The following is a 24,195-nucleotide window of genomic DNA, read 5'->3' as shown; positions in this document are numbered from 1 at the left end:
AATCTCAATCAGTATTCCAGGAGGAAATAAATATGACAAAATTGGACTGTAATGTAACCAGCTGCCTGCATAATTCTGATAATTACTGCTGCAAATCTGCAATTATCGTGGAAGGCTCTCAGGCCAAGGATACCGTTGATACCTGCTGCGGCAGCTTTGATGAGAACAGAGACGGTTCTTTCCACAATTTATTCAAAACTCCAGAGAGCAGACTGGAAGTGGACTGTGAAGCCGTTAACTGTGTGTACAATGAAGGGCGTCACTGTTCTGCAGAGCATATTGGCATTGCCGGTGATGGCGCCAGATCTTCAGAGCATACGGAATGCGCTACATTTAAGACAAGATAAGGGTAAAAAAGACAAAGACAGGCCGACAGGAATATGGCAGGTCTTTGTCTTTCTTCTATATTAATTATAATATCATAAAAAATGTGCCAGCGGTAATCAGCAAGATACCAATCAGCTTTTTCCATACAATCTGTTCGTGGAGAATGAGAAATGCCAGAATGATAGTAAATACGATGCTGAACTTATCCACTGGAACAACTCTGGATGCTTCTCCAAGCTGCAGTGCTCTGTAATAGCAGAGCCAGGAAATTCCGGTAGCGCAGCCAGAAAGAGTAAGAAAGAGCCAGCCTTTTGAGCTGATCTGGCGGATTCCATCCTGGGAGCCTGTGATAAAGACAATGAACCAAGCCAGAAGAACCACAACAACAGTGCGTATGGCAGTGGCAAGATTGGAATTAACTCCCTCCATTCCCAGCTTTGCCAGTATGGAAGTAAATGCAGCAAAGATAGAAGAAAGCAGTGCGAAGACAAACCACATAATAAAATACCTCCCTGGGCAGTTTTACAATTTTCCTTTTTATAACTAAATTCTATCTCTGATTTCTTGGATTCGCAACAGGCATTATGCAGTAATTGTAAATAAAAAGGGGACAGACAGGTGTCATTTATTCTGGCAGCAAATTAAAATGAAAAAACATTGACATATCACAAATTGTGTAGTATTATAATTAAAGTTGTGAAAGCAACAGACAGGAAAGTAGGTATCCGCCTCACCACGGCACGAGTAAGTGTCCCTGGTTCATAGCCTTTGATACATAGGTGTACTGTGTAGAGACTTTGGTGGTGGATAGCGTTTGTCTATCTACTTTTTTTATGCCTAAAGGCAGCAATGTAATTCCGACCAATACACACAATATAATGGAGGTGCACGACAATTAGCGATTTAATGATTAATGAACAGATCAGAGATAAAGAAATTCTGTTGATTGGTGAAAACGGAGAAAAGCTTGGGGTTATGTTAACCAAAGATGCCATGCAGATGGCTAAAGAAGCAGAGCTTGATTTGGTTAAAATTGCTCCTACCGCGAAACCACCGGTTTGCAAGATCATCGATTACGGTAAGTATCGTTATGAGCTGGCAAGAAAAGAAAAAGAAGCTAAAAAGAAACAGAAGGTAATCGAAATAAAAGAAGTTCGCTTATCTCCCAACATTGACACTAATGATTTGAATACAAAGATGGGCGCCGCAAGGAAGTTCCTCGAAAAAGGAGATAAAGTTAAGGTAACCTTACGTTTCAGAGGTCGTGAGATGGCGCATATGTCAAAGTCCAGATATATTTTAGAGGATTTCGCTGAAAAGTTATCCGATATCGCCACAATTGACAAACCATCGAAAGTGGAAGGAAGAAGCATGGTTATGTTTTTAACCGCAAAACGCTAAAAGAACATTATCAAGGAGGAAAATACAATGCCTAAATTAAAAACAAGCAAATCAGCTGCAAAACGTTTCAAAGTTACAGGTACAGGAAAGCTTGTAAGAAATAAAGCTTACAAATCTCACATCTTAACTAAGAAATCTACTAAGAGAAAAAGAAATCTTAGAAAAGATATTGTTACTGATGCAACCAATGCAAAAGTAATGAAAAAGATTTTACCATATTTATAGAATTCTAAGTTGAGAAGGAGGAAAGACCGATGGCAAGAATTAAAGGCGGTATGAACGCTAAGAAAAGACATAACAGAGTGTTAAAAATGGCTAAAGGCTATAGAGGCGCTCGTTCCAAACAGTATAGAGTAGCAAAGCAGTCCGTAATGAGAGCTTTAACAAGTTCTTATGCAGGCAGAAAAGAAAGAAAGAGACAGTTCAGACAGTTATGGATTGCTCGTATCAATGCAGCAGCACGTATTAACGGCGTATCCTACAGCGTATTTATGCATGGATTAAAGTTAGCTGGCGTTGATTTAAATAGAAAAGTATTAGCTGACATGGCTGTTAATGATGCAGAAGGCTTCGCAAAATTAGCTGAGCTTGCAAAATCTAAAGTAGCTTAATCGCATATTCAAACCTCGGAAACCTCGTGTTTACGGGGTTTTTTGTTATTTTAATGATGAAAGGAAGCAAAAGTGATATCTTTGCTTCCTTTCACTGGTAATCCGGTCATACGATACACGAATCATAAATGCTTTCTTCCCACCAACCAAAGGCTATTCTGCCAGAGGCTAAAGAGGTTGGAGATTCTGGCGTAGAGAGGAATATTAATAAAGAACCTCCCGGCGGGAATATCAGTTTGCCATTTTCACTCTCTACCAGAGTTGTTTCCGGTTGAGCTCTGCGAACAAATGCTTTTACGCCTCCCGTTGGGTCGCCTTCCACATTGGATGCATATTGTAACTTAATTATTGGTTCGGGCAAAGGAACAATAGCAGTATTGGTGGGCGTTACCAAATCTGAATCCATCGGCGTACCAGGTGGAGTTGCATTGAACCAAAATTGAGCGCGGTAAGGAGCTACTGAAATATCTGTAACAGTCCATACATTTACATATAAGTTTACCTGTGAACGGCTGGGATTATATAACCTGGCCCAGGCGCTAGTGTTGTTGCCAAAAGACAAGTTATCTGCGTAGCCGATAAAATATTTTCCTTGCAGCGATTTGTAGAGTTCGATTGGTACATCTGCTTTTTTGGGTAATATGCACGTATCGTAACGGCATGAATAATGATCCATATTACCACATCACCTTTCTGAATTGTTATCGTTTAACGGTCTGGCTGAGCTATCTCTACCAGGAGCAGGTAAACATATCAATCCGGTTTAACGATATTCCTGTGTATGACCAGCCAAATCGTCTGTCCCAGCGGAAGCCTGACACGCTGTCACGCCAGATCTGAATCGGAAAGAACCAGAACTCCTGACCGTTACTCATCCATATATAGGTAAAACGTCCGATACAGTTTTGCATGGAGCCTGGGCTGACCATTTTGGTAGCTGATCCAGAACGGGCCTGTGTGGGCTTAGGTGGCGCGGACGATGGTGGAGGACCCATAGGCATTGGACCGCCTGAAGGGTTGCCGTAAGGTGGGAATGGGGGCATATTCTACACCCTTTCATTTTATGTTATTATTATTATATGAGATTTATGGATTGCAGTTAACAAAATCTGAAAAGGGAAAAAAGGGGCGGAAGTCTACAGGAGATTGAGACTTCCGCCCGGAAATGCGGGTGCAAAAGAAGCACCTAAGTACCACCTTGACAGGTATGTACAGTAATATATATGATTGAATATGAAAAAATATGTTTTCCGAAAAAGACAATAAAAAAATCACACATAAAGTGTGATTAAAAACTCCCCGAGTAGGACTTGAACCTACGACCCAACGGTTAACAGCCGTTTGCTCTACCGACTGAGCTATCGAGGAATATACGACCTATTATACTCTAAATGTAAAATATGTCAAGAGATAACTCTCTTTTATTATTGAAAATGCGGGAGATGGGACTTGAACCCACACGATCATACAACCACAAGATCCTTAGTCTTGCCTGTCTGCCAATTCCAGCACTCCCGCACAACGAAAGTAATTCTACCATCTTTATGAAGAATTGTCAATATTATTTAAAAAATATATACAAAAAAAATATTTTAAAAATAATTGAAATTCGTGTTGACAGAACCAGGCTTGTATACTATAATAGCTATTGTCGCTGAAAGAGATAACGACGAATTGCAGAAGTGGCGGAATTGGCAGACGCGCACGGTTCAGGTCCGTGTGGTAGCAATACCTTGAGGGTTCAAGTCCCTTCTTCTGCACGAATCTTATAGAGTGTCATGGCTGTAAGGTTTTATATAATATGACATGCGGGAGTGCTGGAATTGGCAGACAGGCAAGACTAAGGATCTTGTGGTTGTATGATCGTGTGGGTTCAAGTCCCATCTCCCGCATTAAAGAGCAGTTTTTCACTGATGAAGAACTGCTTTTTTATTGCAATTTATTATTGCGTTAAGATGATATTGTTTCAGGAAAACGAATAAAAAAATAAAAAAGTGCTTGCTTATTTTGGAAAAGTATAGTAATATAATTGTACGAATTGATTCATCAATTTGTGCAATTGCGAAAGCAGAAGTGGCGGAATTGGCAGACGCGCACGGTTCAGGTCCGTGTGGTAGCAATACCTTGAGGGTTCAAGTCCCTTCTTCTGCATAATGAAAATGTCCTGCATGAAAACTGCAGGACATTTTTTATTTACTCAATATTGGCCATGGACATTCCAGGTTCATAAACCGTATACTGGTTTCTGCCATGCTTTTTCGCCTGATACAGTGCGATATCCGCTTTCTTATACAATTCTTCAAACGTGACCCCGTCCTCCGGGTAGGCGGCAGTTCCTAAGCTTCCTGATATATGTACTTCCGGTTCCAGAGCACTTCCAATTAAACTGCACAGGTTTTCCAGTCGGGAATATAGATCCATGCTGTAAGAAACATCTTTCAAAAGAATAATAAATTCATCGCCGCCTAAACGTCCAAAGACGTCATCTCTCCTAAGTGCAGATTTTAGCCTTGATGCGGCCCGATGGAGCGCCTTATCTCCAAACTGGTGACCATAATTGTCGTTTAACTGTTTAAATTGATCAATATCCAGCATAATCAGGATATGATGTCCTTTCCCACTGTTTAAAATATGACGGATTGCCCGGATAGCAGCGGATCTGTTTAGCAGCCCCGTCAGACAGTCCTGTTGGGACAGCTCATGTAAAGTCAGAGCTTCCCGCTTTGAGGCGTCAATATCTTTAATTAGAATAAATGCCTTGATGGTGTCCGTATAAGGGTCAGTGACAATCTGTACCATACCAAGAGTCCAGCAGACGCTGCCATCAGCCCTTAAACGGCGATGTTCCAGCCGGAGAGAGCGGTTCCCCTGATAATACTGGAAAAGCAGGTGCTCCTTATTAAAGAAACTTAAATAAAGCTCTTTGTCTTCTTCGAAAATCTCATGCTCTGCAATATAATTCATGATATCGGCAAAAGAATTTTTTGCTTCATCCGGAACATTGCTGGTCATTTCCCCGATTATCTCTTCAAACAGATCTGATTTGGTATTGTACTCGTAATAACCGATACAGTCTTTTTTCTGCTCCCGCATATACTCAGCCCAACGTTGATATGCCAGCTCTTTTTCGTATTGATCTGTAATATCCTGATAGGAAATAATTCCACGTAGTGGCTTTTTTTCTTCCGTATATACCAGTGAAAAATGCTTGGAAAACCAGTGATATTCCCCGGAACCGGTTTTTAGCCTGACCGCGCATTCGCCTTCCGGAGTCCCCCGCTCCATTTCTTCATAAAAGTCCAGAAAATCTTTAATGCTCTCCTTATGTACAACGCCATTTTCGATTAAATATTCCGGGGAAAGGGGCGTGTTAAATGGGGCCGGAAAACATCTGGTAAATTCTGAGGAAGGAGAAAGGGTTCTGTTTGGTATATCGTAAATACATACAATACAGCCGGAATGACGGCTTGCAAGGCGGTATTGCTCCTCCTGAGCTCTCAGGCTTTCCATACTCCTCTTCAGGCAGGTGATATCCGATACAGAACAATAGAATAACTCTTCTTCTCGTATAAAATTAAAATCCATGGAGTACCAGCAGTGGTTATCCATTGCTTTGGATCTGAATTCCAGCCTGAACGTACTGGATTCCAGTTCCATATGACTGTGAATTCTTTCTGCAATTTCGCAAAATTCAGAATCACAGATCATATCCTCAAGGCAGGAGGGTGACTGAAACCAGTTCTTAATCATATCGTTTGAATAAGTAACTGAAAAGTTTTCTTCTGCCTTAAGCTTTAGTATGCCGCATGGTATGCGGTCTAAAAAAACATCTCCGTCCATTGTTCACTTTCTCCCATAAGTGCGTTAGAAAATAGAAATATCTATTATTATAAGCATATGAGGCAAGCATACAAAAAATTACTTATTTAACAAAAATAATAAAATAAATACAAAACATGTAATTCGTATAGGGAAAAAGGGTAAGGTGTAAATAGAAAAAAGAGTAGTTGAGAAAATATATCATAAACAGAAAAAAGGCTGTTTCAAGCCGATTCTGTGTTGTCAGCTTAAAACAGTCTTTTATTCTGCCCCCGGATATTAAGACCGGTACAGGTAGAGGGGTCTGCCATCCTTTATAATCCTGTCTGGTTCACCCTGAATTAAAGGCAGGGCATAGGTAAGAAAATCTTCTGTAACATTGGTGCCATGATCACAGATCCAATGAGAAGGGAATAGCTTTTCTTTGTTGCATACTTCATTTACATCAACCGTAACGCATTGGATCTGATAAGGGGAATCAGAAATACGCTTAAAGGCGATCATAATACCTGTGGCTCCATTTAAGGAAGCTTTGATTCCTTCTCTGCCGGCTGCAACTGCCTCTTCGATATCAGTTGCCGATGCAAGCATGCCGCTGCAGCGCTGATTTACGTTAAGCTCTATAGAACGAACCTTTACACCAAATCGATTACGGACAAAATTCTCTAACATTTTACCGCTTCCAGTCAGCATCTTGTGGCCAAATGTATCGGTACGGACTTCGTCTGCGTATTCACAAATAAATTTACCATTTGCATCAGAAATTCCTTCAGAGATGCAGACAATAACGGAACTTTTTTTAGACAAAGCCTTTTCTACATCGTTTGCAAATTGTTCAAATTCAAAGGCAGCTTCCGGAAGATAAATCAGGACAGGATTATCTCCTTCAAATTTTCTTGCAAGTGAACTGGCAGCAGTGAGCCAGCCTGCATGACGCCCCATGAGTTCAACAATCGTCACAGACTTTTGCTGATAAACACAGGAATCCAAAACAATTTCCCGTACCGTGTCAGCCACATATTTTGCAGCACTTCCAAATCCGGGAGTGTGATCGGTATGAATCAGATCATTATCAATGGTCTTAGGAATACCGATAAATTTGATGCTGCTTTTGTGATGAGAAGCGTACCGGGAAAGCTTGCTTACGGTATCCATGGAATCATTACCGCCAATATAAAAGAAATAACCAATCTCCATTGCACGGAATTTTTCAAACAGTGCAGGGTAGAATGGTGATGACAAATCATCGGGCAGTTTATAACGGCAGGAGCCAAGGTATGCCGCTGGTGTCAGTTTCAGCAGCTCCAGTTCCTCCGGTGTTAAATCATTGGTCAGATCCATATAATTCCCGGACATGAAGCCTTCTATGCCATTGATCATGCCGTAAACCCGGCCGATCTCTTCGTGAGCCATTCCTTCTATTATAACGCCGTAAAGGCTTGCATTAATCACAGCGGTTGGTCCGCCGGATTGTCCTACGATTACATTTTTCTTCATGTATAATTTCCTCCAAATCTGCATATGCCAGGTGCACGTTTCCTATTCTATAATAGAAACTACATCTTTGCAACCCAATTTAAAGGATATAAGGGAATTGGAAAGGAATGGAAATGGAAAAAAGAGGATAAAAAGGGAGGAGCCGGTGAAATGTGGGTTTCACCGGCGAGTTATGAAAAAAAGTTTTATAAAACAAGTTTGGAGTAGTTCTTGTTTCTATAACTTAGTATATAGGAGAGATGTGAAGTAAGTTTGTAGAAGATGTAAATAATTTTTGTACGCCTTGTGAAAAATGTGTGAATGAATAATGGCGGTGTTTTATAAGCGATTATTGTTTATATATGTATATAAGGTGCTTATTGATGAATAAATATTAATAAAGTGGCATTTGATTTTTTTATTTCATATAATTTTAGTAGTTACTGTTAAAATTCCGTGCGCCAGATGGCAAAAAGGACTAATAAATATGAAATATAAGGTAGTAATTTATTGTGACAAGCTTTATGCAGGCGATATTTTGTGGGGATTTACTGCAGCGGGTCATGAAGCGCAAATAATAACACCGACTTCTATAGAAAATTTTGATAGATTAATGGAATTAATAAATCCTGATTTATTAATTCTTTCTTCCTATATGGGTTATTTTCAACATTCTATGCTTTCTCATATCGGTTCCAGAAATTCACCAAATTATAAGTGTGTTTGCTGGGATACCGAAGGAGTTGGGCAATACGATTTACAGATGACAGGTTTTGAATTTTCAAAGCCCGATATGATATTTTCGATTTGTCCTGAAATGCTCGAAAAGCTTAAAAGTAAAAGTATACCATGTGAGAGACTTGATTTTGCTTATAATCCCACTATTCATTATCCAAAATCAACATCTATAAATGAAAATAATACGATTAGCTTAGTTGGAAATGCATGGTTATGGTATTCAGATCATTATCCTGCTCATTTCCGCTATAGTAAAGCAATTCCTACTATATTAAAACCTTTAATTGAAAATAATTATAAAATAGATTTTTATGGTACGACAGAATATAAGCAGGTTATAAAAAAATTTCTAAATCTTGATATACCAATTGAATGGTTCAAAGGCACTATTCCCTATGAGAAGACCTGCGATATATATAATAATTCCTTTATAAATCTAATCACACAAAATCATGATCAAACTATAACAAGACGTACCTTTGAAATATTAGGCTCCGGAGGTTTCGGGCTTTCTTGTTATAATACTGCTATAAAAAATTTGTTTGGAGATAGCGGTGCACTAGCGATTGCTAATACTTCTGAAGAGACTCTTGAGATATTGGAATATTATAGAAAAAACATAGATGAATATATAAAAGTTCGTAAAAATGCTGTTTTAAGCGTACAAAATCACACCTATAAAGAGAGAGCTGAAGAAATAATCAATAAGATATTTATCACAGCGAAATAGATGAAACGAACCATTCATAATTCCGGGCCTCACAAGCGCTCCGCCGTGCATTAATCGGCTGAGCGCATTTTTCGTGGGTGTACTATCTGAAAAATATATTAAGGGAAAAATAATATTATGATATAATGGAATATAAAGATGAGCAATAGGGGGCTGTACGATGAAAAAGTATCATTTAACAATATATTTGGCTCTTGTAATTATTTTAATGGCGGGCTGTTCAAAAGATGTCCAGATAATGCAAAATTTTGAGGCTGATAAAAGTGTAAGAATTTATGAAGGTGATAAGAGAGTAATATTTAATTTGCAAACTTTGCCTTATGATATGGAATACAAAGAATATATTATTCCGCTTTCATCATGTGAACTGTATCAGGAAAAATCTGATGATGGTAATTCATATATACCCTATGTAATTGCAAAAGTTAAAATTGAAGGAATTGATGAAGAAACATTACTTTTGTATAATAAAGATTTATATGTCTATGCAAATATAAATAATGAAAAAAACGAATTAGGCAATAAGGAATTGTCAAAAATATGTGAGGTTGATAATGATGGATATCGATATTATGTATTCTCACAGTGGTTACTTTCTTCACACGATTATAAATACGATTTTTCAAAATCTAATTATAATGTAGGATTTTTAATCCTTCAAGGTGAAGATTATAGGGCTTTGGAATTTATTTATGATGGGTTTACAGACTCAGATGTAAAAAATTTAAAAGATCTGGATGAAGAAGTCTGGCGAGCAATTAAACAAAAACAACTTAAATCAAACTGAGTGTTGATAGCTGAAAGAAGCTGGCATATACTTAATTTAGTAGAAAGTAATAGGAAAGGGAAATATAATGAAAAAAGTAGTAGCAGGAGATTACATCTTCCTAGATTCATTTGTTATTATTGGGAAAGAAGGCACTACAAATGATGGAAGCGGATTTATACAAAGACTTTGGGATAACGCTAATTCACATTTTGATGAAGTAGAACATCTGGCAAAAAAAGATGATAAAGGAAATCTGCTGGGGATTTGGGGCGCGATGTCTGATTTTTCTCGCGCATACAAACCTTGGGAAAACTTCTCACAAGGACTATATCTTGCTGGAGTCGAGTGCTCAGATGATTCAGAAGCACCGAACGGTTGGACCAAATGGGTGATACCAGGATACGAATATATTTATGTCGAGAATAAAAATGACGATATTTTTCAAGATGTCATAACGTATCTAGAGGAAAACAATATTTCTCTTGCAGGTGCAGTGAATGATTTTAGTTGTCCCAAAACAGGTAGAAATTATATGTATTTTCCTATTCGCAGATTGTAGAGTAATTGACTATTAATCGAATTTATTGATATCGAAATATAGAAGCTAACATAAAAACTAACCGCTTTGTTATGCAAGAAGCGGTTAGTACTCTGTTATATTTAATCTTGTGTTTTATTAAGCTGAGTATTTCCGTTATGGTTTCCGCAATAAACTCCTCTTTTTATTGGAGCAAATAAAAAACCAATAATGATACCAAATAATAATGCTGTTGATACGACGAGCTTTTTGTCAAGAATAGTCCATTCCTCATTAAAAAAATCTTTCATAGCAAGCTCCTTTCTATTCATTAATAACTTATTATATCATAAAACTTTTAAATTAATAAGTAGTTTTTCTATTGTATTAGATATTATTAGTTTGTATAATCCAATGTATTGAGCATATGAGGCATTGGTTTTGATATTTATTCTAAAATTACAAAGAAGTAAATTTATTATCAAAAAGGAGACCAGCTATGAAAAGTCAAGCATAAATCAGCAAAAAATTTCTTTTTCGTATCAAAGGTAAAATAGGGTAACTTTAATAAAGCTCCCTGAGGGTGCTTTTTCAAAATCTATCGATATTGGTATACAGACCTCTTATTCGAGGTTAAATTCAACTTCGTCAGTAAGCATCTTCCAGATGATTCTGACTAACTTGCCGGAACAGTGCCCAAGGGCATTATAGTGAGTTCGGCCTTCTGCCCTCTTGGCATCATAATAAGCCTTGAAGGTGTCGTTGTTTCTTACAACGTTCCAAGCTGCATTTACTAGGGCATATCGCAGTACACGAGAGCCACGTTTGGACATACGAGTTCGTTTAGCCTGAAAATTACCAGACTGATATACGGACGGATCTAAACCAGCAAAAGCAAGCAGCTTGTTAGGACTTAAGAAACGGTGAATATCACCTATTTCACCAAGAATCATTCCGCCATTTATGTATCCGATACCAGGAATGGTCATGATGACTGATTCATTGAAATTCATGATGTCCGTCATTTCTGCTTCAATCTTATTTAATTGGCTATCCAGTAACTCGATTTGTTGAATGGTCTGGGTTATCTGAATAGATATAGCGCTGTCGTTTGCACCGACAGACTTCTGTGCCAGAACTCTTAATTCTTTGGCCTGCTCCTTTGTAAAGTGACCATGAGACTTCACTTTGAGCAGATTTGCCAGATGAGTCATATGCATGGAAGCAATCTCGTTAGGAGAAGGTGCTTCATTAAGAAGGGCATAGACAGCATTCTGATGCAGACCGGATTTAAAGAAGTATTGCAATTCGGGGAAGACCTGATCAACATAGGTCGTCAGTTGGATTTTAAGGCGGGTTCGCTGTTTTATCGTTTTCTGGCGAAAGCGCCCAAGAGCTTTTAAGTCCATCAGATCAAGATCATAGAAGCTGACGAACCGTAAGGAATCCTGCATCATTAGAGTTTTAGCAATAACGTAAGTGTCGACCTTATCTGTCTTAGTTTTGCGAATGTTGTTCTTTCGCATCTGAGACGTCTTAATAGGGTTGAGAACACACACTCTGTAAAGACTGGCAACAAGGTATCGAACAAGGTTGTCACCGTAGTGTGCCGTCGACTCAAGACCGATGATGGTGCTGTCCTTATCGAATGATTCGATTTTGGAAATCAGCAGTTGGAAGCCATCAGCGTCATTTGTGAATTTGAACGGCTCAATGAGTATCTCGCCCTCCGAAGAAACGGCAGCGGCGAAATGGTTAAGTTTGGCAATATCAATACCAACGTAAATCATGAGGTTGTACCTCCCTTTCGTAAGATCTGATACCGTGATATCCACCAGCGATTATCATCGTAGACTTGATTGAAATAAGTACTCATTGGAACAAAGTGCTCCGGTACATCCAGCATATAAACAATTCAGATAAAGGTAGCGGCAATACACTCTAGTTGAGTAGTCAAAGCTACAGGAAAAAATCAAAAGTCCACAGTATCTGAATGTATTATAACCACGATATTAAAAAGAAAGGAACGTGTGATAATTAACTTCCTAATTATCATACAAGGTAATTATGAAAAATAAAAAAGTTGCGGTTGTTACAGGCGGAAGCTCGGGAATGGGACTGGCTATTTCAAAAAAGCTTCAAAATATGGGAATGCAAGTGATAGTTTTTGACAAACAGATTCCGCCGGAGGATTTTGAATTTTATCATGTTGATATAAGTAATGATGAGGAGATTAAAGCAGCGCTGTCCCATATTCCGCATTTAGATATTGTTGTAAATAATGCAGGTATCTACTTTGAAAAATATCTGGAAGACACTACAAATGAAGAGATAGATAAAATGGTAGATATTAATATTAAAGGGACTTATCTTATGACGCGTAATGCAATAGAAAAAATCAAGGCTTCAAAAGGTTCCATTGTGATTATTGCCTCCTGCCTGGGACTTGTGCCGGAATTAACCTCGCCCCTCTATTGTACAACCAAAGCAGGACTTATTATGCTGACAAAGTGCCTTGCACAGCAATATGCCGAGCTTGGAATCCGGGTTAATTGTGTCTTGCCAGGACCGATTAATACCCCTCTTTTACAGAATGGTTTTCCTGATCAGGAAGCAGCCGACCGTTGCTCTGACCGCATTCCGTTAAAACGGATCGGAGAGCCGGAAGATGTGGCAAATATGGTGGCTTTTCTTGTAAGCGATGAGGCTGGGTATATAACCGGAGGGGCTTTTCCGGTTGACGGGGGAGTATCCTCTACCAGCATGTATTCAAAATAAATTAAAAAAGCAGAATGGAGAATTTTATGAATTATATGGGAGATTCCGCCTGGTGGCGAGACAGGTTTAAAAGCAGAAAGCTGGAAATTATGGGTCATGAAATGTGCCTGGAAGAGGATATGTCTTATTTTCCTTTAAAAGGGAAAATTCTTGATATTGCCTGTGGAGATGGAAGAAATTCCATCTATCTGGCTCGTTTGGGTTATGAAGTACTTGCCGTTGATTTTTGTGAAGAAGCGATAAACAGATTGACATATTTTGCTAATAGAGAAAATCTGAATATCAGAACCAGGATAGCAGATCTGTCACAAGACAGCTTAAAAACATTAGAGGAAAAGTTTGATGGGATTATAATCAATCATTATAAACCATCACCCCGGCTGTTAAAAGATTTTGAAGATATACTGAATAAAAATGGATTGCTGTGGGTTAATGGTTTTCGAACGATACCATTTGATAACCCAGATGTAAAAGAAAGTGATATTATGCTGGACGAGGAGTTTGAATTATTGGATAAGAACGTACTTCTAGATAAAAAAAATTATGAAATTAACCAAAGAGAACTTGTCAGATATATATGGCGTATCCAGTCGTAAAACTGGTGCGAATATTTTCTGTATAGTCATAAAAAACTACTAACCCAAAAAAGTTAGTAGTTTAAACTGCTTCGATATTATTATTCCCAAGCTTGTCCTGTAATTTCACACCCAACTGTTTCAATGCAGGACTTTATTAAATTTTCATCCGCTGATTGATTGAATCCGACCTCAATGGAGCCTCGCGCTACATCTATATTTACCATAGATACTCCGTTGATTTTATCTAACGCATTTTTAAGCTGGGTTTTGATTTCGGTATTCTGTATTCCTGATGTTTCATAATGAATTCTATTCATAGAATGCTCCTTGTATTTTTAATCATTTTTCTGGACATTTAAAGCGCTTAAGCCTTTCTCATCCTGTCTGATGTCAAAGTTAACAGACTCACCTTCGTGAAGGTCCTTATTATGAGTCTTTTCTTTTACCTGTGAATGATGTACGAAAACATCCTGACCATCATTGGTTGAAATAAAGCCATAGCCTCTTTCGTTATCAAACCATTTAACAACACCGGTGTAGTTTGACATGGTTAAATCCTCCCATCCTTATCTTTTTGAATTATCTTCTTTTAAACCAAATACAGCTCTGGCGCTTTCCGCCTGAGGATTGTGATTGATATGTTTGGAATGAAAGGTGCCATCTTCTTTTTTGTGATTACTTGTGCTTTTCTTAGAATTATCTCTGCTCATAGTTTTTCTCCTTTTCTTGATGTCTTTATTAGTATGCTACAGATTCCGCAATAAAATCATAAGATAAGCCACCATATAATGGTAGCGATTCCTGCTCCGATCATGCAGCAGATTGTGTCGTTCATAGTATCAACGAGGCCGGCTGGTTGAATTGCATTTTCTGGCATATGATTGACTGACCCATGAATTTTCTGCCAACGCTGGGCATTCCCATGTGTCAGACAATCACTTACATATTCAAGGACTTCCCAAATTACATGGAGTGTAAGGGAAAATGTAAATCCAAACAGAAGATATATAATTTTTTTTGTATCAGGACTTATCTTAATTATTGCTGTTCCAAATCCGGTAAATCCAACCCCGGAAAGGAAATGAATGGAGCGGTCCCACCACCAGTACCGATCGTAATAACCCAGGCTACTTCCAAGATATAATGCCATAAATAAAACAATCAGGTAAATCATGATACTATAGGGATCTATGACTATACCCAGAAACCGGTTTGCCAAGCCAGGCAGATAAGATAATACAAACACCAATATAAGAGAACCAATCATTTTGTATTTTTTCTTAATTAAATAGTACAATGCCAAAGCAATTGTTAAACAGCGGAAAACAAACTGAATTAGATTAATAACATGCATATAGTCACCTCGAAATGAAGTATGTACGATTGTAAGAGGAGTATGCAAGTTGGTTGTAAATAAAGATGGAGTTTTCTTTTACAACAGACTGGTATTAAATACAATTTCCAGAACATAAAATGATATGATCCCAGTGCATTGCAAAAGTGAGGCTGAGCTGTTATGAATTATGAAAAAATGAGCGCTTGTGAAAAGCGGGAGGCCATAGAACTCCTGGGAATCATAGTGACAGCATTGTTGTTATTGTATTTACTCATCTCTTTTTACTTTACCAGTCATTTCTTTTTTTCTACGACCATAAACGGAGCAGATGTATCTTTAAAAAACGAAAGACAAGCGGATCAAAGTATAAGAAGATACACGGAGAATTATAAGCTCCTTCTGATAGAACGAGAAGGTAAAACGGATGAGATTACCGGACAGGAAGCAGGACTGGAATACAAGAATAAAACATATGTAAAAGAAGCACTTAATGAGCAGAAAGCACTTCAATGGATCGGATCATTATTTAAAAAACAGAAATTTCTTTCGCAAAATTTATTTTTCTATAATGAGAGCAAGCTTAATTTAACATTGAATCAGTTAAATTGCTTTAAACAGGTGAAAATAGAACCTGTAAATGTGTCTTATCAATATACAGACGGACATTATCAAATGTTAAAGGAAATTTACGGTAATCGAATTGAAAAAGAAAAACTGAAAGCTACTGTAGCAGACAGCCTTTTAAAAGGAGAAACAAAACTTGATCTGGATGCAAATTCCTGTTATATAAATCCAGTATATACCATGAAATCCCCCAAAGCCTATAAAACCCTGAGACATTTAAATAAATGCGCTTCTACACATGTCACCTATCTTTTTGGAAGTAAAAGAGAAGTGGTTGATGGGAATGTGCTACAGTACTGGATTACAGTAGACGAGAATCTGGATATTATACTGGATAAAGATAGAGTCAGGGCCTATGTGAAAGCTATGGGGAAGAAATATGATACGGTAGGCGTGAAAAGAAGTTTTAAAACCTCTCTCGGGACAATGGTGGATATAGAGGGGGGAATCTATGGCTGGAAAATTGATCAGGAAGCTGAGACATCGGCACTGGCGGAAAATATTAACTCAGGACGAATTCTTATAAGGGAACCCGCTTATATTCAAAAAGCAGTATCCAGAGCCGGCAATGAAATCGGAGAGACATATGTGGAGATAAATATAACCAGGCAGCATATGTGGTTCTATAAAGATGGCAGACTCATAGCCCAGGGTCCGGTGGTTACAGGAAACCCAAACAGAGGTAATGCCACAGTAACCGGAGCTTACATGCTTAATTATAAACAGGAAGGTGCAGTGTTATCCGGGCCTGGCTACGAAGCCGGTGTCCAGTACTGGATGCCCTTTTATGGAAATATCGGAATTCACGACGCAAAATGGAGGCGTGCTTTTGGGGGAGAGATTTATAAAAAGAATGGAACACATGGCTGCGTGAATGCCCCCTATTATCTTGCTAAAACAATATATAAACACATAGAATCCGGTATTCCCATCATTTGTTATCAGGAGAAATAATGAGTATATAATTCATTCTATGTAGACTTCCAACCCGGTCTATGATAAAATGCAACTGGCGGATTAACGCTTTTACTTCATTTAAGATAAAGGGGATAGAGATGGCTAAATTATATTTCAGATATGGGGCGATGGGCAGTTCAAAGACAGCAAACGCACTGATGACCAGATATAATTTTATAGAAAAGGGAAAACAGGTACTTCTGGTAAAGCCGGATATTGAAACCAGAGATGGGATAAACAAGATCCGATCAAGAATTGGCCTGGAGGCCGAATGTATTGTATGGTCTGAGTTGGAGAAATATGATTCGGAGCAGTTGAAAAAATCTGATGTTATTATCATAGATGAAGCACAGTTTCTTGCAGAAGCAGATATTGATAAGCTGGCTTATATCGTAGACCAGTATGAGATACCGGTTTTCTGCTATGGTCTTAGAACGGATTTCACTTCACATCTTTTTCCGGGCTCCAAACGTCTCATGGAACTGGCTGATGAGATCACGGAATTAAAGACCGTCTGCTGGTGCGGCAATCGGGCAGGAATGACAGCAAGGATCGATGGAAGTGGAAAAGTTGTGAGAAACGGGGAACAGATCCTGATGGGAGCAAATGATAAATATGTATCTCTGTGCAGGAAACATTATAATGAAGGAAAAATCAAGCCAGAATGAGAGAGCGTTGGCTGGTTGTTATTTTAACAAATCATAGAAGTTCATGATATCAGGATTATAAGTATCTGCTTTAACTATAATCATGGTTTCTTCCAATGAAGAAATTAAGGGAATAAAAATAACCCAGAGAGGTATGTACCCCAGAATAACAGCCGCGGGGCATGCAAAAAAGAAGATGATTCCGGATAATTTATTTCCTACGGTATGGAGGATACCTGGCATACCGAATTTTTTTCTTGTGATATACAAATTAAAAAAACGGATTAGTGCGATCAGGATTGCCCCCAAAATAACGGGCACCGGTATCGCGAGTCTGTAAGAAAGCAGCATTCTTAAAAATGCGGCAAAAAAGAATATAAAATCAGCCAGGCTGTCCAGTCTGGCTCCTGTTTTGGTTTGCCACTTAAATTTTCTTGCAAGAAAGCCGTCAAGGACATCGCTTATCCCGCAGACAAAATAGATCACTAGAAAAAGAATCCAGTTATCCGTTATAAAAAATAAAAGGATGGACAGGATCAGGCGGACCATTGTAATATAGTTTGGTATATTTTTCATATTAAATCTCCATAGCAGGGAAGGTAACTTTCATCTTAACTATGGCACAGAACGCTTTTGTTGTCAATCATATGGATAAACGAAACCTGATGGTATGTCAGGAGTCGTTTATCCATATTTGCTATTTCAGCATATTAGTTATTGCCTGGAATACATCTGCTCCATCCCATGGATTTGAGTGACCAGCATTAAGTTGCAGGGAGCAGCAATTTTATACTGGCTTCCCAGATCGGCGACAACACCATTTATTCTGTCAATTTCGGTCATTCGCTGATTCTGTCTGTCCTGATACATGCTGGCATAACCATTGGCATCATTGATACATACTTTTGAGACTGCCAGAAGAGCTTCCTTTCTGTCAAGATAAGTGCCATCTGCTTCTGCAATTAATACACATTCATAAACAATTCTTTTGCATAAATCCCACAAATAGGGATTGGTATATATTTCTCCGATCCTGCACTGCATCAGTGTGCTCAAGGCGTTGATGCCGCAGTTTATAACCAGCTTCTGCCATAGGACGTACTGGATATTTTCCATGATATTAACGGAAAGACCGCTTTCTTCCAGAGCCTGTGCTGCTATTTTTACATCCCGTAAGGATTCTTCACAGGGGAGATCTGGTCCGATGTTTGTAGGTCCGCATCCGGAGTGATAAAACTTACCAGGCTCAAGGGAAACACTGTTGTGGCTGCTGGTGCCTACAATAATCCGTTCTCTTTTAACAAACTGTGCGATGTCCCGGTTATTGCCCGCACCGTTTTGAAGCGTCATGACGATTGTATCGGGTCCTAACAGAGACTGGTTGTTTTTTATGGCTTCATAAGTATGAATTCCTTTTACAAAAACAATAACCAGATCCTGATAGTCAAGACTGGTTCCGCTTAATACTGCTTTTACCTGAAATGGTGTTTCTGTATTGTCATGGCTGACTTTAATCAGTCCTTTTGTATTAATGTGTTCTACTAAGGGAGCGTAGCTGTCTAACAGTGTAACTGAATGATAGGGCGCCAGATAGCTGGCATAGAGGCTGCCCATGGCTCCCGCGCCAAGTATAGCTATGTTCATTATGTCCTCCGTAATCGGTATGTTTTTCTTGATTTTACCATGAATTATTTTCTTAATATAATGCTAAAATTTCAATAGTATCATGAAAAATATTCATGTATAATAAGAGAAGGTAAAAGCAGAGAGGATAATCAATATGGATGTAAATAAATATATGCTGTTTGTAAAAGCAGCAGAAACCGGGAATCTTTCCAAGGCAGCAGCACAGCTTAGTTATTCACAGACTGCGGCCAGCCACATGATTTCTTCCATGGAAGAAGAACTGGGAATTAAGCTGCTTTACAGAGGAAGAAATGGGGTGTCATTAACGGAAGAGGGGGAAAGAATTTACTGGGTGGCGAAGGAATTGACAGAAAAGGAAGAAATCATAAGGCAGCTGGCAGGAGAGGAGAACATTCAGCATGGCAAGATCCGTATTGGCGTTATCACAAGTGTTGCAGTCAGATGGATGCCTCAGATAATTATTGAATTCAGAAAAAAATATCCTCAGGTGGATGTGTTCCTGAACGATGCCATTAATTACGAAATAATGAAAGACTGGTTCTCGAAAGATGTAATTGACTGTGCCATCTCTGCAGAATCAAACAAAAAGGAGAATGAGACACCATTGGTAAAAGATCCCTATTATGTCATTTTGCCAAAGGATCACTCTCTTTGTGACTGTGAAACCATTACTCTTACTCATTTAAAAGGGGAAACCTTTATTATACCAAGTGAAGGAACCAGCTATTCCGTGGGAAAAATGCTCCGTCAGGCAAAAGGAAATTTAATGGAGCATAGTGGTTTTTTAAGTGATCAGGCAGCCATATCCATGGTATGCGGAGGCTGCGGGATCAGTATTTTACCAAAGCTGGTTCTGGATTCTTATGGCAGCGGGGGATATGTAAGAAAAGCTCTGGATCCGGAAGTTTACCGTATTATCTATTTCATAGTTCCTTCCGGTAAGACACTGCGTCCAACAGTCAGAATATTCTCAGCTTTTGCCAGGGAATGGGTAAAAGAGAATGCGGAAAATGTAATCATTAACTGATATACAGGTATATTCTGACAAAATTTCACCAATCCTAAAAGTCAGATAGTAGTTAGAATCTTAAGAAAAGAGGAAGGTTTCTATGAATAATAAAAAGTCAATTGCAGCTGAATTTAAGGAATTTGTTCTGCGGGGAAATGTAGTGGATCTGGCTGTCGGCGTAATAATTGGCGGAGCCTTTCAGGGAATTGTAAGTTCCCTGGTCAAAGATGTGATCTCCCCTTTAATCGGTGTGATAACAGGAGGTGTGGATTTTTCCAATCAGTTTTTCCTGCTTTATAAAGTTCCTGATGGAACTGTCATTCAAACCCTTGCGGATGCTCAGAAGCAGGGCCCGGTTTTTGCATATGGTGCCTTTATTACTTCTGTAATAAATTTCCTCATTATGGCCGCGGTAATATTCCTTATCATTAAGGCGATTAATGTTTTAAGAGGAACGAAACAGGCGGGTGGTTCAGCTGCGGCAGAAGATAAAAAATGTCCTTTTTGTTATCAGCCTGTTGATCCCAAGGCTACCCGCTGTCCTCACTGCACCAGTCAGCTGAATTCTAAAAATCAGACATCGTAAAAAGAGAATGATGATCTTTGTATCATACGGGGATCATCATTCTCTTTGTGTTATAGGAAACTTATAAATTTTTATAGAGTTGGTTAATAATACGATAAACATCAAGTATCCCGTAACCCCAGATATTATTTGGATAATGGTAGGCGGGGCTTCGCTGCGCACTTCTTATTAAAAGTTTGTTTGCCTGTTCTCCGGTTATAGAAGTCAGATTTCCTTTTCCCTCCGACCATTCAAACAGTATTGCCATTGCGCCGGCGGCCTGTGCAGCAGATGCGCAGGTACCCGTTAATGTTCCGTATTTACCGTTTGGAACAGCACAGGTGATGTTGTAGCCTGGAGCTGCCACGTCCGGCTTTACCTGACCGCTTCTTGTATATCCCCTGCTGGACTCATTTAAGATATTACCTGTCTGCTGATTATAGGCGGCTACAGTAAATGCACTTTTGGTATTACCAGGTGAAGTGATGGTCGTATCAGGATCAGGACTGAGAAAGAACGTATTTTCAGAAATTAAATTTCCTGAGGGAAGCCATGCATTAATAGAGAAACGCTCGTTTTCCGTACTTCTTAGATGAAAGTTCCATGTGCCGGGAAGGGGATTTTCAAAACGCAGTAAGATAAGCTGATCTCCGCTTTGCTGCTCAAATGTTATATTATTAATCCAGAGTATGGTTTCACTTTCCTGGAACTGATATTTTATGCAATCACTAAAGGCTGGGTCGGCCTGAGGAGCCTTTTCCATATTTGGGGAAGTAACCTCTATAGAAAGCTGCCCTGGGGGCTGGGACCATATTTCCATGGCAAATTTCATTTCTCCCTGACCGACGTTCAGCTGGAAATCCCTTGTATAAGGCAGTGAAACGACAGAGTTAAAATGATGTCTTCCATTATTCCCTTCGTTACCAGCCGAAGTAACAATTCCAACTTCTGGTATCTGAACCAGATCATCAATATATCTGGATAAAACCCCTTTTCCGTCATGACTTCCCTGGCTGCTTCCCAGAGCAAGGCAGATCACCAGGGGACGCTTTAACTTTTGGGCAAGGACAACCAGATAACGGATACCAAGTATAATGTCACTTTCCTGGTAGCACAGCCTGTCATCGGGAATTGCATATAGCATTTTCAAATTTTGTTTGGCTTCCTTAAGCTTAACAACCGCCAGTTCTGCATTTGTAACAATTCCCTGGAAAGGAGGATCCTTACTCTGGCTTCCGGCAATAATACTTGCCACAGCAGTTCCATGCCCGATTAAATCCTGGGACGGCACTGTGAGCAAAGGATCATCAGAGCTGAGAGCGCTGTTAATGGCTGCTTTTGTGTATTCTGTGCCAAATGTAAAACTCGGTGGGGCAGGTCCGCTTTGAATGGTCTGATCCCAGACAGATAGGATTTTGGTTGTTTTATCCCTGTTTAGGAAAGCGGGGTGCTGATAATCAATTCCGGTATCCACGATCCCTATAATCGTTCCCTGGCCTGAGAGGGAGAAATCAGGGGGCTGCAGGATAGAACGCAAAGGAGTGGAGTAATGCTGGCCGATGGCTGATGTAAGTGTATAAACAGAGGGAAAGAAATGATATGGATTTACTCCAAGATCACAGAGATCTTTATTTTTTTTTGATACATGGAGCAGGGAAAAATATCCATTTAACAGAGTAATATCATCACCAGCACCGAAATTGGGCACCATGTAATTATTAATTATCATATCATAATAATTATTGTCCAGTATTTTTCCCATAAACTGTTCTCCTTTATTCCGATTCTCCAGGCATATGTTATATCTTATGCAAAAGTCTTTCCATTATGAGTGGTCTGCTGCCAACACAACTCATAATAAGTGCCTTTTAGCATAAGATATATTATATGTACTTCTAGTGATAGACAGGGAGGCCTGCTTATGCAAAAAATACTGGATGAAAATTATTATGATATCATTATCAGTAACGTGATGAGATCCACTTATGATACAGGAGATAATATCACTTATATGAATTTAAGGCATTCCCTGGCTCACATACCCATCCCCTCTATTCCGCCGGATCCATGCGATTTAGGAACCTATCCTTATAATGCTTTTCCCTCTGTGCTGACTCTCAGCTCCACGGTCAGTCTGGAAAAATCAGGAATTGGAACGGTTCAGAGAAATCCATATCTGGCTTTATTTGGGAGAGGGGTCATAGTAGCAGTCATAGACACTGGCATTGATTATCAGCACCAGGCGTTTCTCTTTAATGATGGAACAACCCGTATCCTGTCACTTTGGGATCAGACGGTTCAGACTGGAACTCCTCCATCAGGCTATACATATGGATCCGAGTATACCAGAGAGTACATTAATGTGGCTCTCCGGTCGGAAAATCCCCTCTCAATTGTACCTTCTGAGGATACCAACGGACATGGTACTGCAATCGCCAGTGTTCTGGCAGGCAAGCCAAATGCAGCCCAGTCTTTCAGTGGTGTGGTACCGGAAGCAGATCTGGTGATTGTAAAGCTGAAGCCCGCAAAAAATACGCTGAAACGTATATTCTTTGTCCCTGAAAATGCGGAATGCTATCAGGAATCTGATCTGATTATCGGACTCAGTTATGTGACAGAACTTGCCAAGAGACTTAACCGGCCCATAGCTGTGTGTATCGCTATGGGAACCAATCAGTCAAGTCACGATGGGCGGGGGGCAACCAGTTATATTACCAATTTTCTGGCTCAACAGCCCCAGACCGGAATCATAATCTCAGCAGGTAACGAAGGAAATAAACGGAGACACTATTTTAATAATACCGTTGCAGATCCCTATATAAATGAATTTGAAATGCGGGTGGGAGAAAATGATAAGCTTTTTTCTTTGGAAATCTGGCCCTTTGCACCGGCAAGGCTATCTGTTGAAATTACAGTGCCAAACAGAGAAACCACCGGACAGGTATTTCCTACACTTGGCGAATGCAGAAGATTCTCTTTTGTATTAAATGAAAGTGTCATATACATAAATAATTATATTTTTGAAGAAGAGACAGGAGATCAATTGATACTGATCCGTTTTCAGAATCCGATACCGGGAATCTGGACCATTAAACTGCAAAATCTGGAAAAGGAACCTTTCTCGTTCCATTCCTGGCTGCCATCGGGAAATCTGATCAGTGATAACACGTTCTTTTTAAATTCCAATCCGGATACAACCATAACTGCTCCGGGTACGTCAACCCATCCCCTTGCCGTAACCGCATACAATGGGGAAAATGACAGTATATTACCGGAGTCAGGAAGAGGGTATACAAGAACCGGATATATCAAACCAGACATTGCAGCGCCAGGATATCAGCTTACTTGTGCGGTACCAGGAAATCAATATGGCACCATAACAGGATGCGGGTGTGCAGCTGCTCAGGCTGCAGGCATAGAAGCTATGGTTTTTGAATGGGCGGTACCAAGAGGAAATTATACAACCATAACAGGGAATGATGTAAACCGGCTTCTGATCAGAGGAGCCAGACGGAATCCATCTAATACATATCCCAATAATGTGTGGGGATATGGACAAATTGATATTAACACTCTTTTCGAACGGCTCACCAATATTTAAATTCAGGACATCCCGTTGTCCAGAAGTAAGGGAATGCCGAATTTTATGGAAATAATAGTTGAGGT

Annotated in this window: 28 protein-coding genes and 5 tRNA genes; 17 read left to right on the top strand and 16 right to left on the bottom strand. The window is 39.3% G+C overall.

The window, feature by feature from the left end:
- Positions 1-32 precede the first annotated feature (32 nt).
- A complete protein-coding gene (locus ACOAOT_RS10495) occupies positions 33-347 on the top strand; it encodes a DUF1540 domain-containing protein (RefSeq protein WP_104439349.1) in 315 nt (104 codons plus the stop codon).
- Positions 348-411: 64 nt separating this feature from the next.
- Here ACOAOT_RS10495 and ACOAOT_RS10490 read toward each other — a convergent pair whose 3' ends face one another.
- On the bottom strand, positions 412-825 hold the full coding sequence (locus ACOAOT_RS10490) for an EamA family transporter (protein WP_420216924.1): 414 nt from the start codon (positions 823-825) through the stop codon (positions 412-414).
- Between the two features lie 408 nt (positions 826-1,233).
- Between ACOAOT_RS10490 and infC the strand changes: the two genes are divergently transcribed.
- From infC to rplT, 3 genes are read left to right on the top strand one after another with little or no spacing between them, the layout of a single operon-like run.
- Entirely contained in the window at positions 1,234-1,728 is a 495-nt protein-coding gene (infC, locus tag ACOAOT_RS10485) for a translation initiation factor IF-3 (protein ID WP_104439347.1), read from the top strand.
- Positions 1,729-1,755: 27 nt separating this feature from the next.
- Positions 1,756-1,953, top strand: a complete 198-nt coding sequence (rpmI, locus tag ACOAOT_RS10480) for a 50S ribosomal protein L35 (RefSeq protein ID WP_013272956.1) — start codon at positions 1,756-1,758, stop codon at positions 1,951-1,953.
- Positions 1,954-1,982: 29 nt separating this feature from the next.
- Positions 1,983-2,339 carry a 50S ribosomal protein L20 gene (gene rplT, locus ACOAOT_RS10475; RefSeq protein ID WP_104439346.1) on the top strand — a complete coding sequence of 119 codons (357 nt, stop codon included), beginning with the start codon at positions 1,983-1,985 and terminating at the stop codon, positions 2,337-2,339.
- 106 nt (positions 2,340-2,445) lie between these two features.
- Here the strand turns inward: rplT and ACOAOT_RS10470 are convergent, their stop codons facing one another.
- The 4 genes from ACOAOT_RS10470 to ACOAOT_RS10455 all read right to left on the bottom strand — a co-directional run bounded on the left by ACOAOT_RS10470 (position 2,446) and on the right by ACOAOT_RS10455 (position 3,857).
- Positions 2,446-3,015 (bottom strand): DUF6143 family protein, encoded by a 570-nt coding sequence (locus tag ACOAOT_RS10470; protein WP_420216923.1) that lies wholly within the window; start codon positions 3,013-3,015, stop codon positions 2,446-2,448.
- Between the two features lie 55 nt (positions 3,016-3,070).
- On the bottom strand, positions 3,071-3,382 hold the full coding sequence (locus ACOAOT_RS10465) for a hypothetical protein (protein ID WP_420216922.1): 312 nt from the start codon (positions 3,380-3,382) through the stop codon (positions 3,071-3,073).
- Between the two features lie 252 nt (positions 3,383-3,634).
- A tRNA-Asn gene (locus ACOAOT_RS10460) sits at positions 3,635-3,707 on the bottom strand.
- A gap of 66 nt (positions 3,708-3,773) precedes the next feature.
- Positions 3,774-3,857 (bottom strand) — tRNA-Leu (locus tag ACOAOT_RS10455).
- A 158-nt stretch (positions 3,858-4,015) separates the two neighbouring features.
- Here ACOAOT_RS10455 and ACOAOT_RS10450 point away from each other — a divergent pair.
- The 3 genes from ACOAOT_RS10450 to ACOAOT_RS10440 all read left to right on the top strand — a co-directional run bounded on the left by ACOAOT_RS10450 (position 4,016) and on the right by ACOAOT_RS10440 (position 4,490).
- Positions 4,016-4,099 (top strand) — tRNA-Leu (locus tag ACOAOT_RS10450).
- A 48-nt stretch (positions 4,100-4,147) separates the two neighbouring features.
- Positions 4,148-4,231, top strand: a tRNA-Leu gene (locus ACOAOT_RS10445).
- 175 nt (positions 4,232-4,406) lie between these two features.
- A tRNA-Leu gene (locus ACOAOT_RS10440) sits at positions 4,407-4,490 on the top strand.
- 42 nt (positions 4,491-4,532) lie between these two features.
- Here the strand turns inward: ACOAOT_RS10440 and ACOAOT_RS10435 are convergent.
- Positions 4,533-6,179 carry a sensor domain-containing diguanylate cyclase gene (locus tag ACOAOT_RS10435; RefSeq protein WP_420216921.1) on the bottom strand — a complete coding sequence of 549 codons (1,647 nt, stop codon included), beginning with the start codon at positions 6,177-6,179 and terminating at the stop codon, positions 4,533-4,535.
- A gap of 258 nt (positions 6,180-6,437) precedes the next feature.
- Positions 6,438-7,655: a 6-phosphofructokinase gene (locus ACOAOT_RS10430; RefSeq protein ID WP_420216920.1), complete on the bottom strand. Its 1,218-nt coding sequence runs from the start codon at positions 7,653-7,655 to the stop codon at positions 6,438-6,440.
- A gap of 466 nt (positions 7,656-8,121) precedes the next feature.
- On the opposite strand from ACOAOT_RS10430, the gene ACOAOT_RS10425 reads away from it, so the two are divergent.
- The 3 genes from ACOAOT_RS10425 (at position 8,122) to ACOAOT_RS10415 (ending at position 10,430) form a co-directional block, all read left to right on the top strand.
- Positions 8,122-9,102 carry a glycosyltransferase family protein gene (locus ACOAOT_RS10425; RefSeq protein ID WP_420216919.1) on the top strand — a complete coding sequence of 327 codons (981 nt, stop codon included), beginning with the start codon at positions 8,122-8,124 and terminating at the stop codon, positions 9,100-9,102.
- 160 nt (positions 9,103-9,262) lie between these two features.
- Complete coding sequence (locus ACOAOT_RS10420; RefSeq protein WP_420216918.1) at positions 9,263-9,889, top strand: hypothetical protein; 627 nt, start codon at positions 9,263-9,265, stop codon at positions 9,887-9,889.
- A gap of 67 nt (positions 9,890-9,956) precedes the next feature.
- On the top strand, positions 9,957-10,430 hold the full coding sequence (locus ACOAOT_RS10415) for a GyrI-like domain-containing protein (RefSeq protein ID WP_420216917.1): 474 nt from the start codon (positions 9,957-9,959) through the stop codon (positions 10,428-10,430).
- 101 nt (positions 10,431-10,531) lie between these two features.
- On the opposite strand, the gene ACOAOT_RS10410 is transcribed toward ACOAOT_RS10415, so the two are convergent.
- Both ACOAOT_RS10410 and ACOAOT_RS10405 read right to left on the bottom strand, forming a co-directional pair.
- Entirely contained in the window at positions 10,532-10,699 is a 168-nt protein-coding gene (locus ACOAOT_RS10410) for a hypothetical protein (protein ID WP_420216916.1), read from the bottom strand.
- A gap of 312 nt (positions 10,700-11,011) precedes the next feature.
- Positions 11,012-12,178, bottom strand: coding sequence for an IS110 family RNA-guided transposase (locus ACOAOT_RS10405; protein ID WP_420215797.1), 1,167 nt, complete (start codon positions 12,176-12,178; stop codon positions 11,012-11,014).
- 277 nt (positions 12,179-12,455) lie between these two features.
- On the opposite strand from ACOAOT_RS10405, the gene ACOAOT_RS10400 reads away from it, so the two are divergent.
- Both ACOAOT_RS10400 and ACOAOT_RS10395 read left to right on the top strand, forming a co-directional pair.
- Complete coding sequence (locus tag ACOAOT_RS10400; protein WP_420216915.1) at positions 12,456-13,166, top strand: SDR family NAD(P)-dependent oxidoreductase; 711 nt, start codon at positions 12,456-12,458, stop codon at positions 13,164-13,166.
- A 26-nt stretch (positions 13,167-13,192) separates the two neighbouring features.
- A complete protein-coding gene (locus tag ACOAOT_RS10395) occupies positions 13,193-13,762 on the top strand; it encodes a class I SAM-dependent methyltransferase (RefSeq protein ID WP_420216914.1) in 570 nt (189 codons plus the stop codon).
- A gap of 80 nt (positions 13,763-13,842) precedes the next feature.
- Here ACOAOT_RS10395 and ACOAOT_RS10390 read toward each other — a convergent pair whose 3' ends face one another.
- Genes ACOAOT_RS10390 through ACOAOT_RS10375 form a run of 4 tightly spaced genes read right to left on the bottom strand, consistent with a single transcriptional unit; the run spans position 13,843 to position 15,098 of the window.
- Entirely contained in the window at positions 13,843-14,061 is a 219-nt protein-coding gene (locus ACOAOT_RS10390; protein ID WP_420216913.1) for a heavy metal transporter, read from the bottom strand.
- A gap of 18 nt (positions 14,062-14,079) precedes the next feature.
- Positions 14,080-14,292 (bottom strand): cold-shock protein, encoded by a 213-nt coding sequence (locus tag ACOAOT_RS10385; RefSeq protein ID WP_104437650.1) that lies wholly within the window; start codon positions 14,290-14,292, stop codon positions 14,080-14,082.
- Positions 14,293-14,310: 18 nt separating this feature from the next.
- The gene (locus tag ACOAOT_RS10380) at positions 14,311-14,454 is read right to left on the bottom strand and encodes a CPC_1213 family protein (protein ID WP_170313619.1); all 144 of its coding nucleotides are present in this window, start codon (positions 14,452-14,454) and stop codon (positions 14,311-14,313) included.
- A 56-nt stretch (positions 14,455-14,510) separates the two neighbouring features.
- Positions 14,511-15,098: a DUF2238 domain-containing protein gene (locus ACOAOT_RS10375; RefSeq protein ID WP_420216912.1), complete on the bottom strand. Its 588-nt coding sequence runs from the start codon at positions 15,096-15,098 to the stop codon at positions 14,511-14,513.
- A 162-nt stretch (positions 15,099-15,260) separates the two neighbouring features.
- Between ACOAOT_RS10375 and ACOAOT_RS10370 the strand changes: the two genes are divergently transcribed.
- Both ACOAOT_RS10370 and ACOAOT_RS10365 read left to right on the top strand, forming a co-directional pair.
- Entirely contained in the window at positions 15,261-16,658 is a 1,398-nt protein-coding gene (locus tag ACOAOT_RS10370; protein ID WP_420216911.1) for a L,D-transpeptidase family protein, read from the top strand.
- 101 nt (positions 16,659-16,759) lie between these two features.
- Positions 16,760-17,329, top strand: a complete 570-nt coding sequence (locus tag ACOAOT_RS10365; RefSeq protein WP_277407806.1) for a thymidine kinase — start codon at positions 16,760-16,762, stop codon at positions 17,327-17,329.
- Between the two features lie 18 nt (positions 17,330-17,347).
- Here the strand turns inward: ACOAOT_RS10365 and ACOAOT_RS10360 are convergent, their stop codons facing one another.
- Together ACOAOT_RS10360 and ACOAOT_RS10355 are read right to left on the bottom strand one after the other, a co-directional pair.
- Positions 17,348-17,884: a CDP-alcohol phosphatidyltransferase family protein gene (locus ACOAOT_RS10360; RefSeq protein WP_420216910.1), complete on the bottom strand. Its 537-nt coding sequence runs from the start codon at positions 17,882-17,884 to the stop codon at positions 17,348-17,350.
- A gap of 138 nt (positions 17,885-18,022) precedes the next feature.
- On the bottom strand, positions 18,023-18,952 hold the full coding sequence (locus tag ACOAOT_RS10355) for a ketopantoate reductase family protein (RefSeq protein ID WP_420216909.1): 930 nt from the start codon (positions 18,950-18,952) through the stop codon (positions 18,023-18,025).
- Between the two features lie 136 nt (positions 18,953-19,088).
- Here ACOAOT_RS10355 and ACOAOT_RS10350 point away from each other — a divergent pair, with 136 nt between their 5' ends.
- Both ACOAOT_RS10350 and mscL read left to right on the top strand, forming a co-directional pair.
- A complete protein-coding gene (locus tag ACOAOT_RS10350; RefSeq protein ID WP_420216908.1) occupies positions 19,089-19,982 on the top strand; it encodes a LysR family transcriptional regulator in 894 nt (297 codons plus the stop codon).
- 82 nt (positions 19,983-20,064) lie between these two features.
- The gene (mscL, locus tag ACOAOT_RS10345; RefSeq protein WP_420216907.1) at positions 20,065-20,550 is read left to right on the top strand and encodes a large conductance mechanosensitive channel protein MscL; all 486 of its coding nucleotides are present in this window, start codon (positions 20,065-20,067) and stop codon (positions 20,548-20,550) included.
- Between the two features lie 61 nt (positions 20,551-20,611).
- Here the strand turns inward: mscL and ACOAOT_RS10340 are convergent, their stop codons facing one another.
- Positions 20,612-22,291: a S8 family peptidase gene (locus ACOAOT_RS10340; RefSeq protein ID WP_420216906.1), complete on the bottom strand. Its 1,680-nt coding sequence runs from the start codon at positions 22,289-22,291 to the stop codon at positions 20,612-20,614.
- Between the two features lie 159 nt (positions 22,292-22,450).
- Between ACOAOT_RS10340 and ACOAOT_RS10335 the strand changes: the two genes are divergently transcribed.
- Positions 22,451-24,130, top strand: coding sequence for a S8 family peptidase (locus tag ACOAOT_RS10335; protein ID WP_420216905.1), 1,680 nt, complete (start codon positions 22,451-22,453; stop codon positions 24,128-24,130).
- The last annotated feature ends 65 nt before the right edge of the window (positions 24,131-24,195 follow it).

The organism is Lacrimispora struthionigena (assembly GCF_048627165.1).
GTDB lineage: Bacteria > Bacillota > Clostridia > Lachnospirales > Lachnospiraceae > Lacrimispora.
The sequence above is the reverse complement of the archived record's forward strand: the minus strand, read 5'-3'. Positions and strand labels throughout refer to the sequence as shown.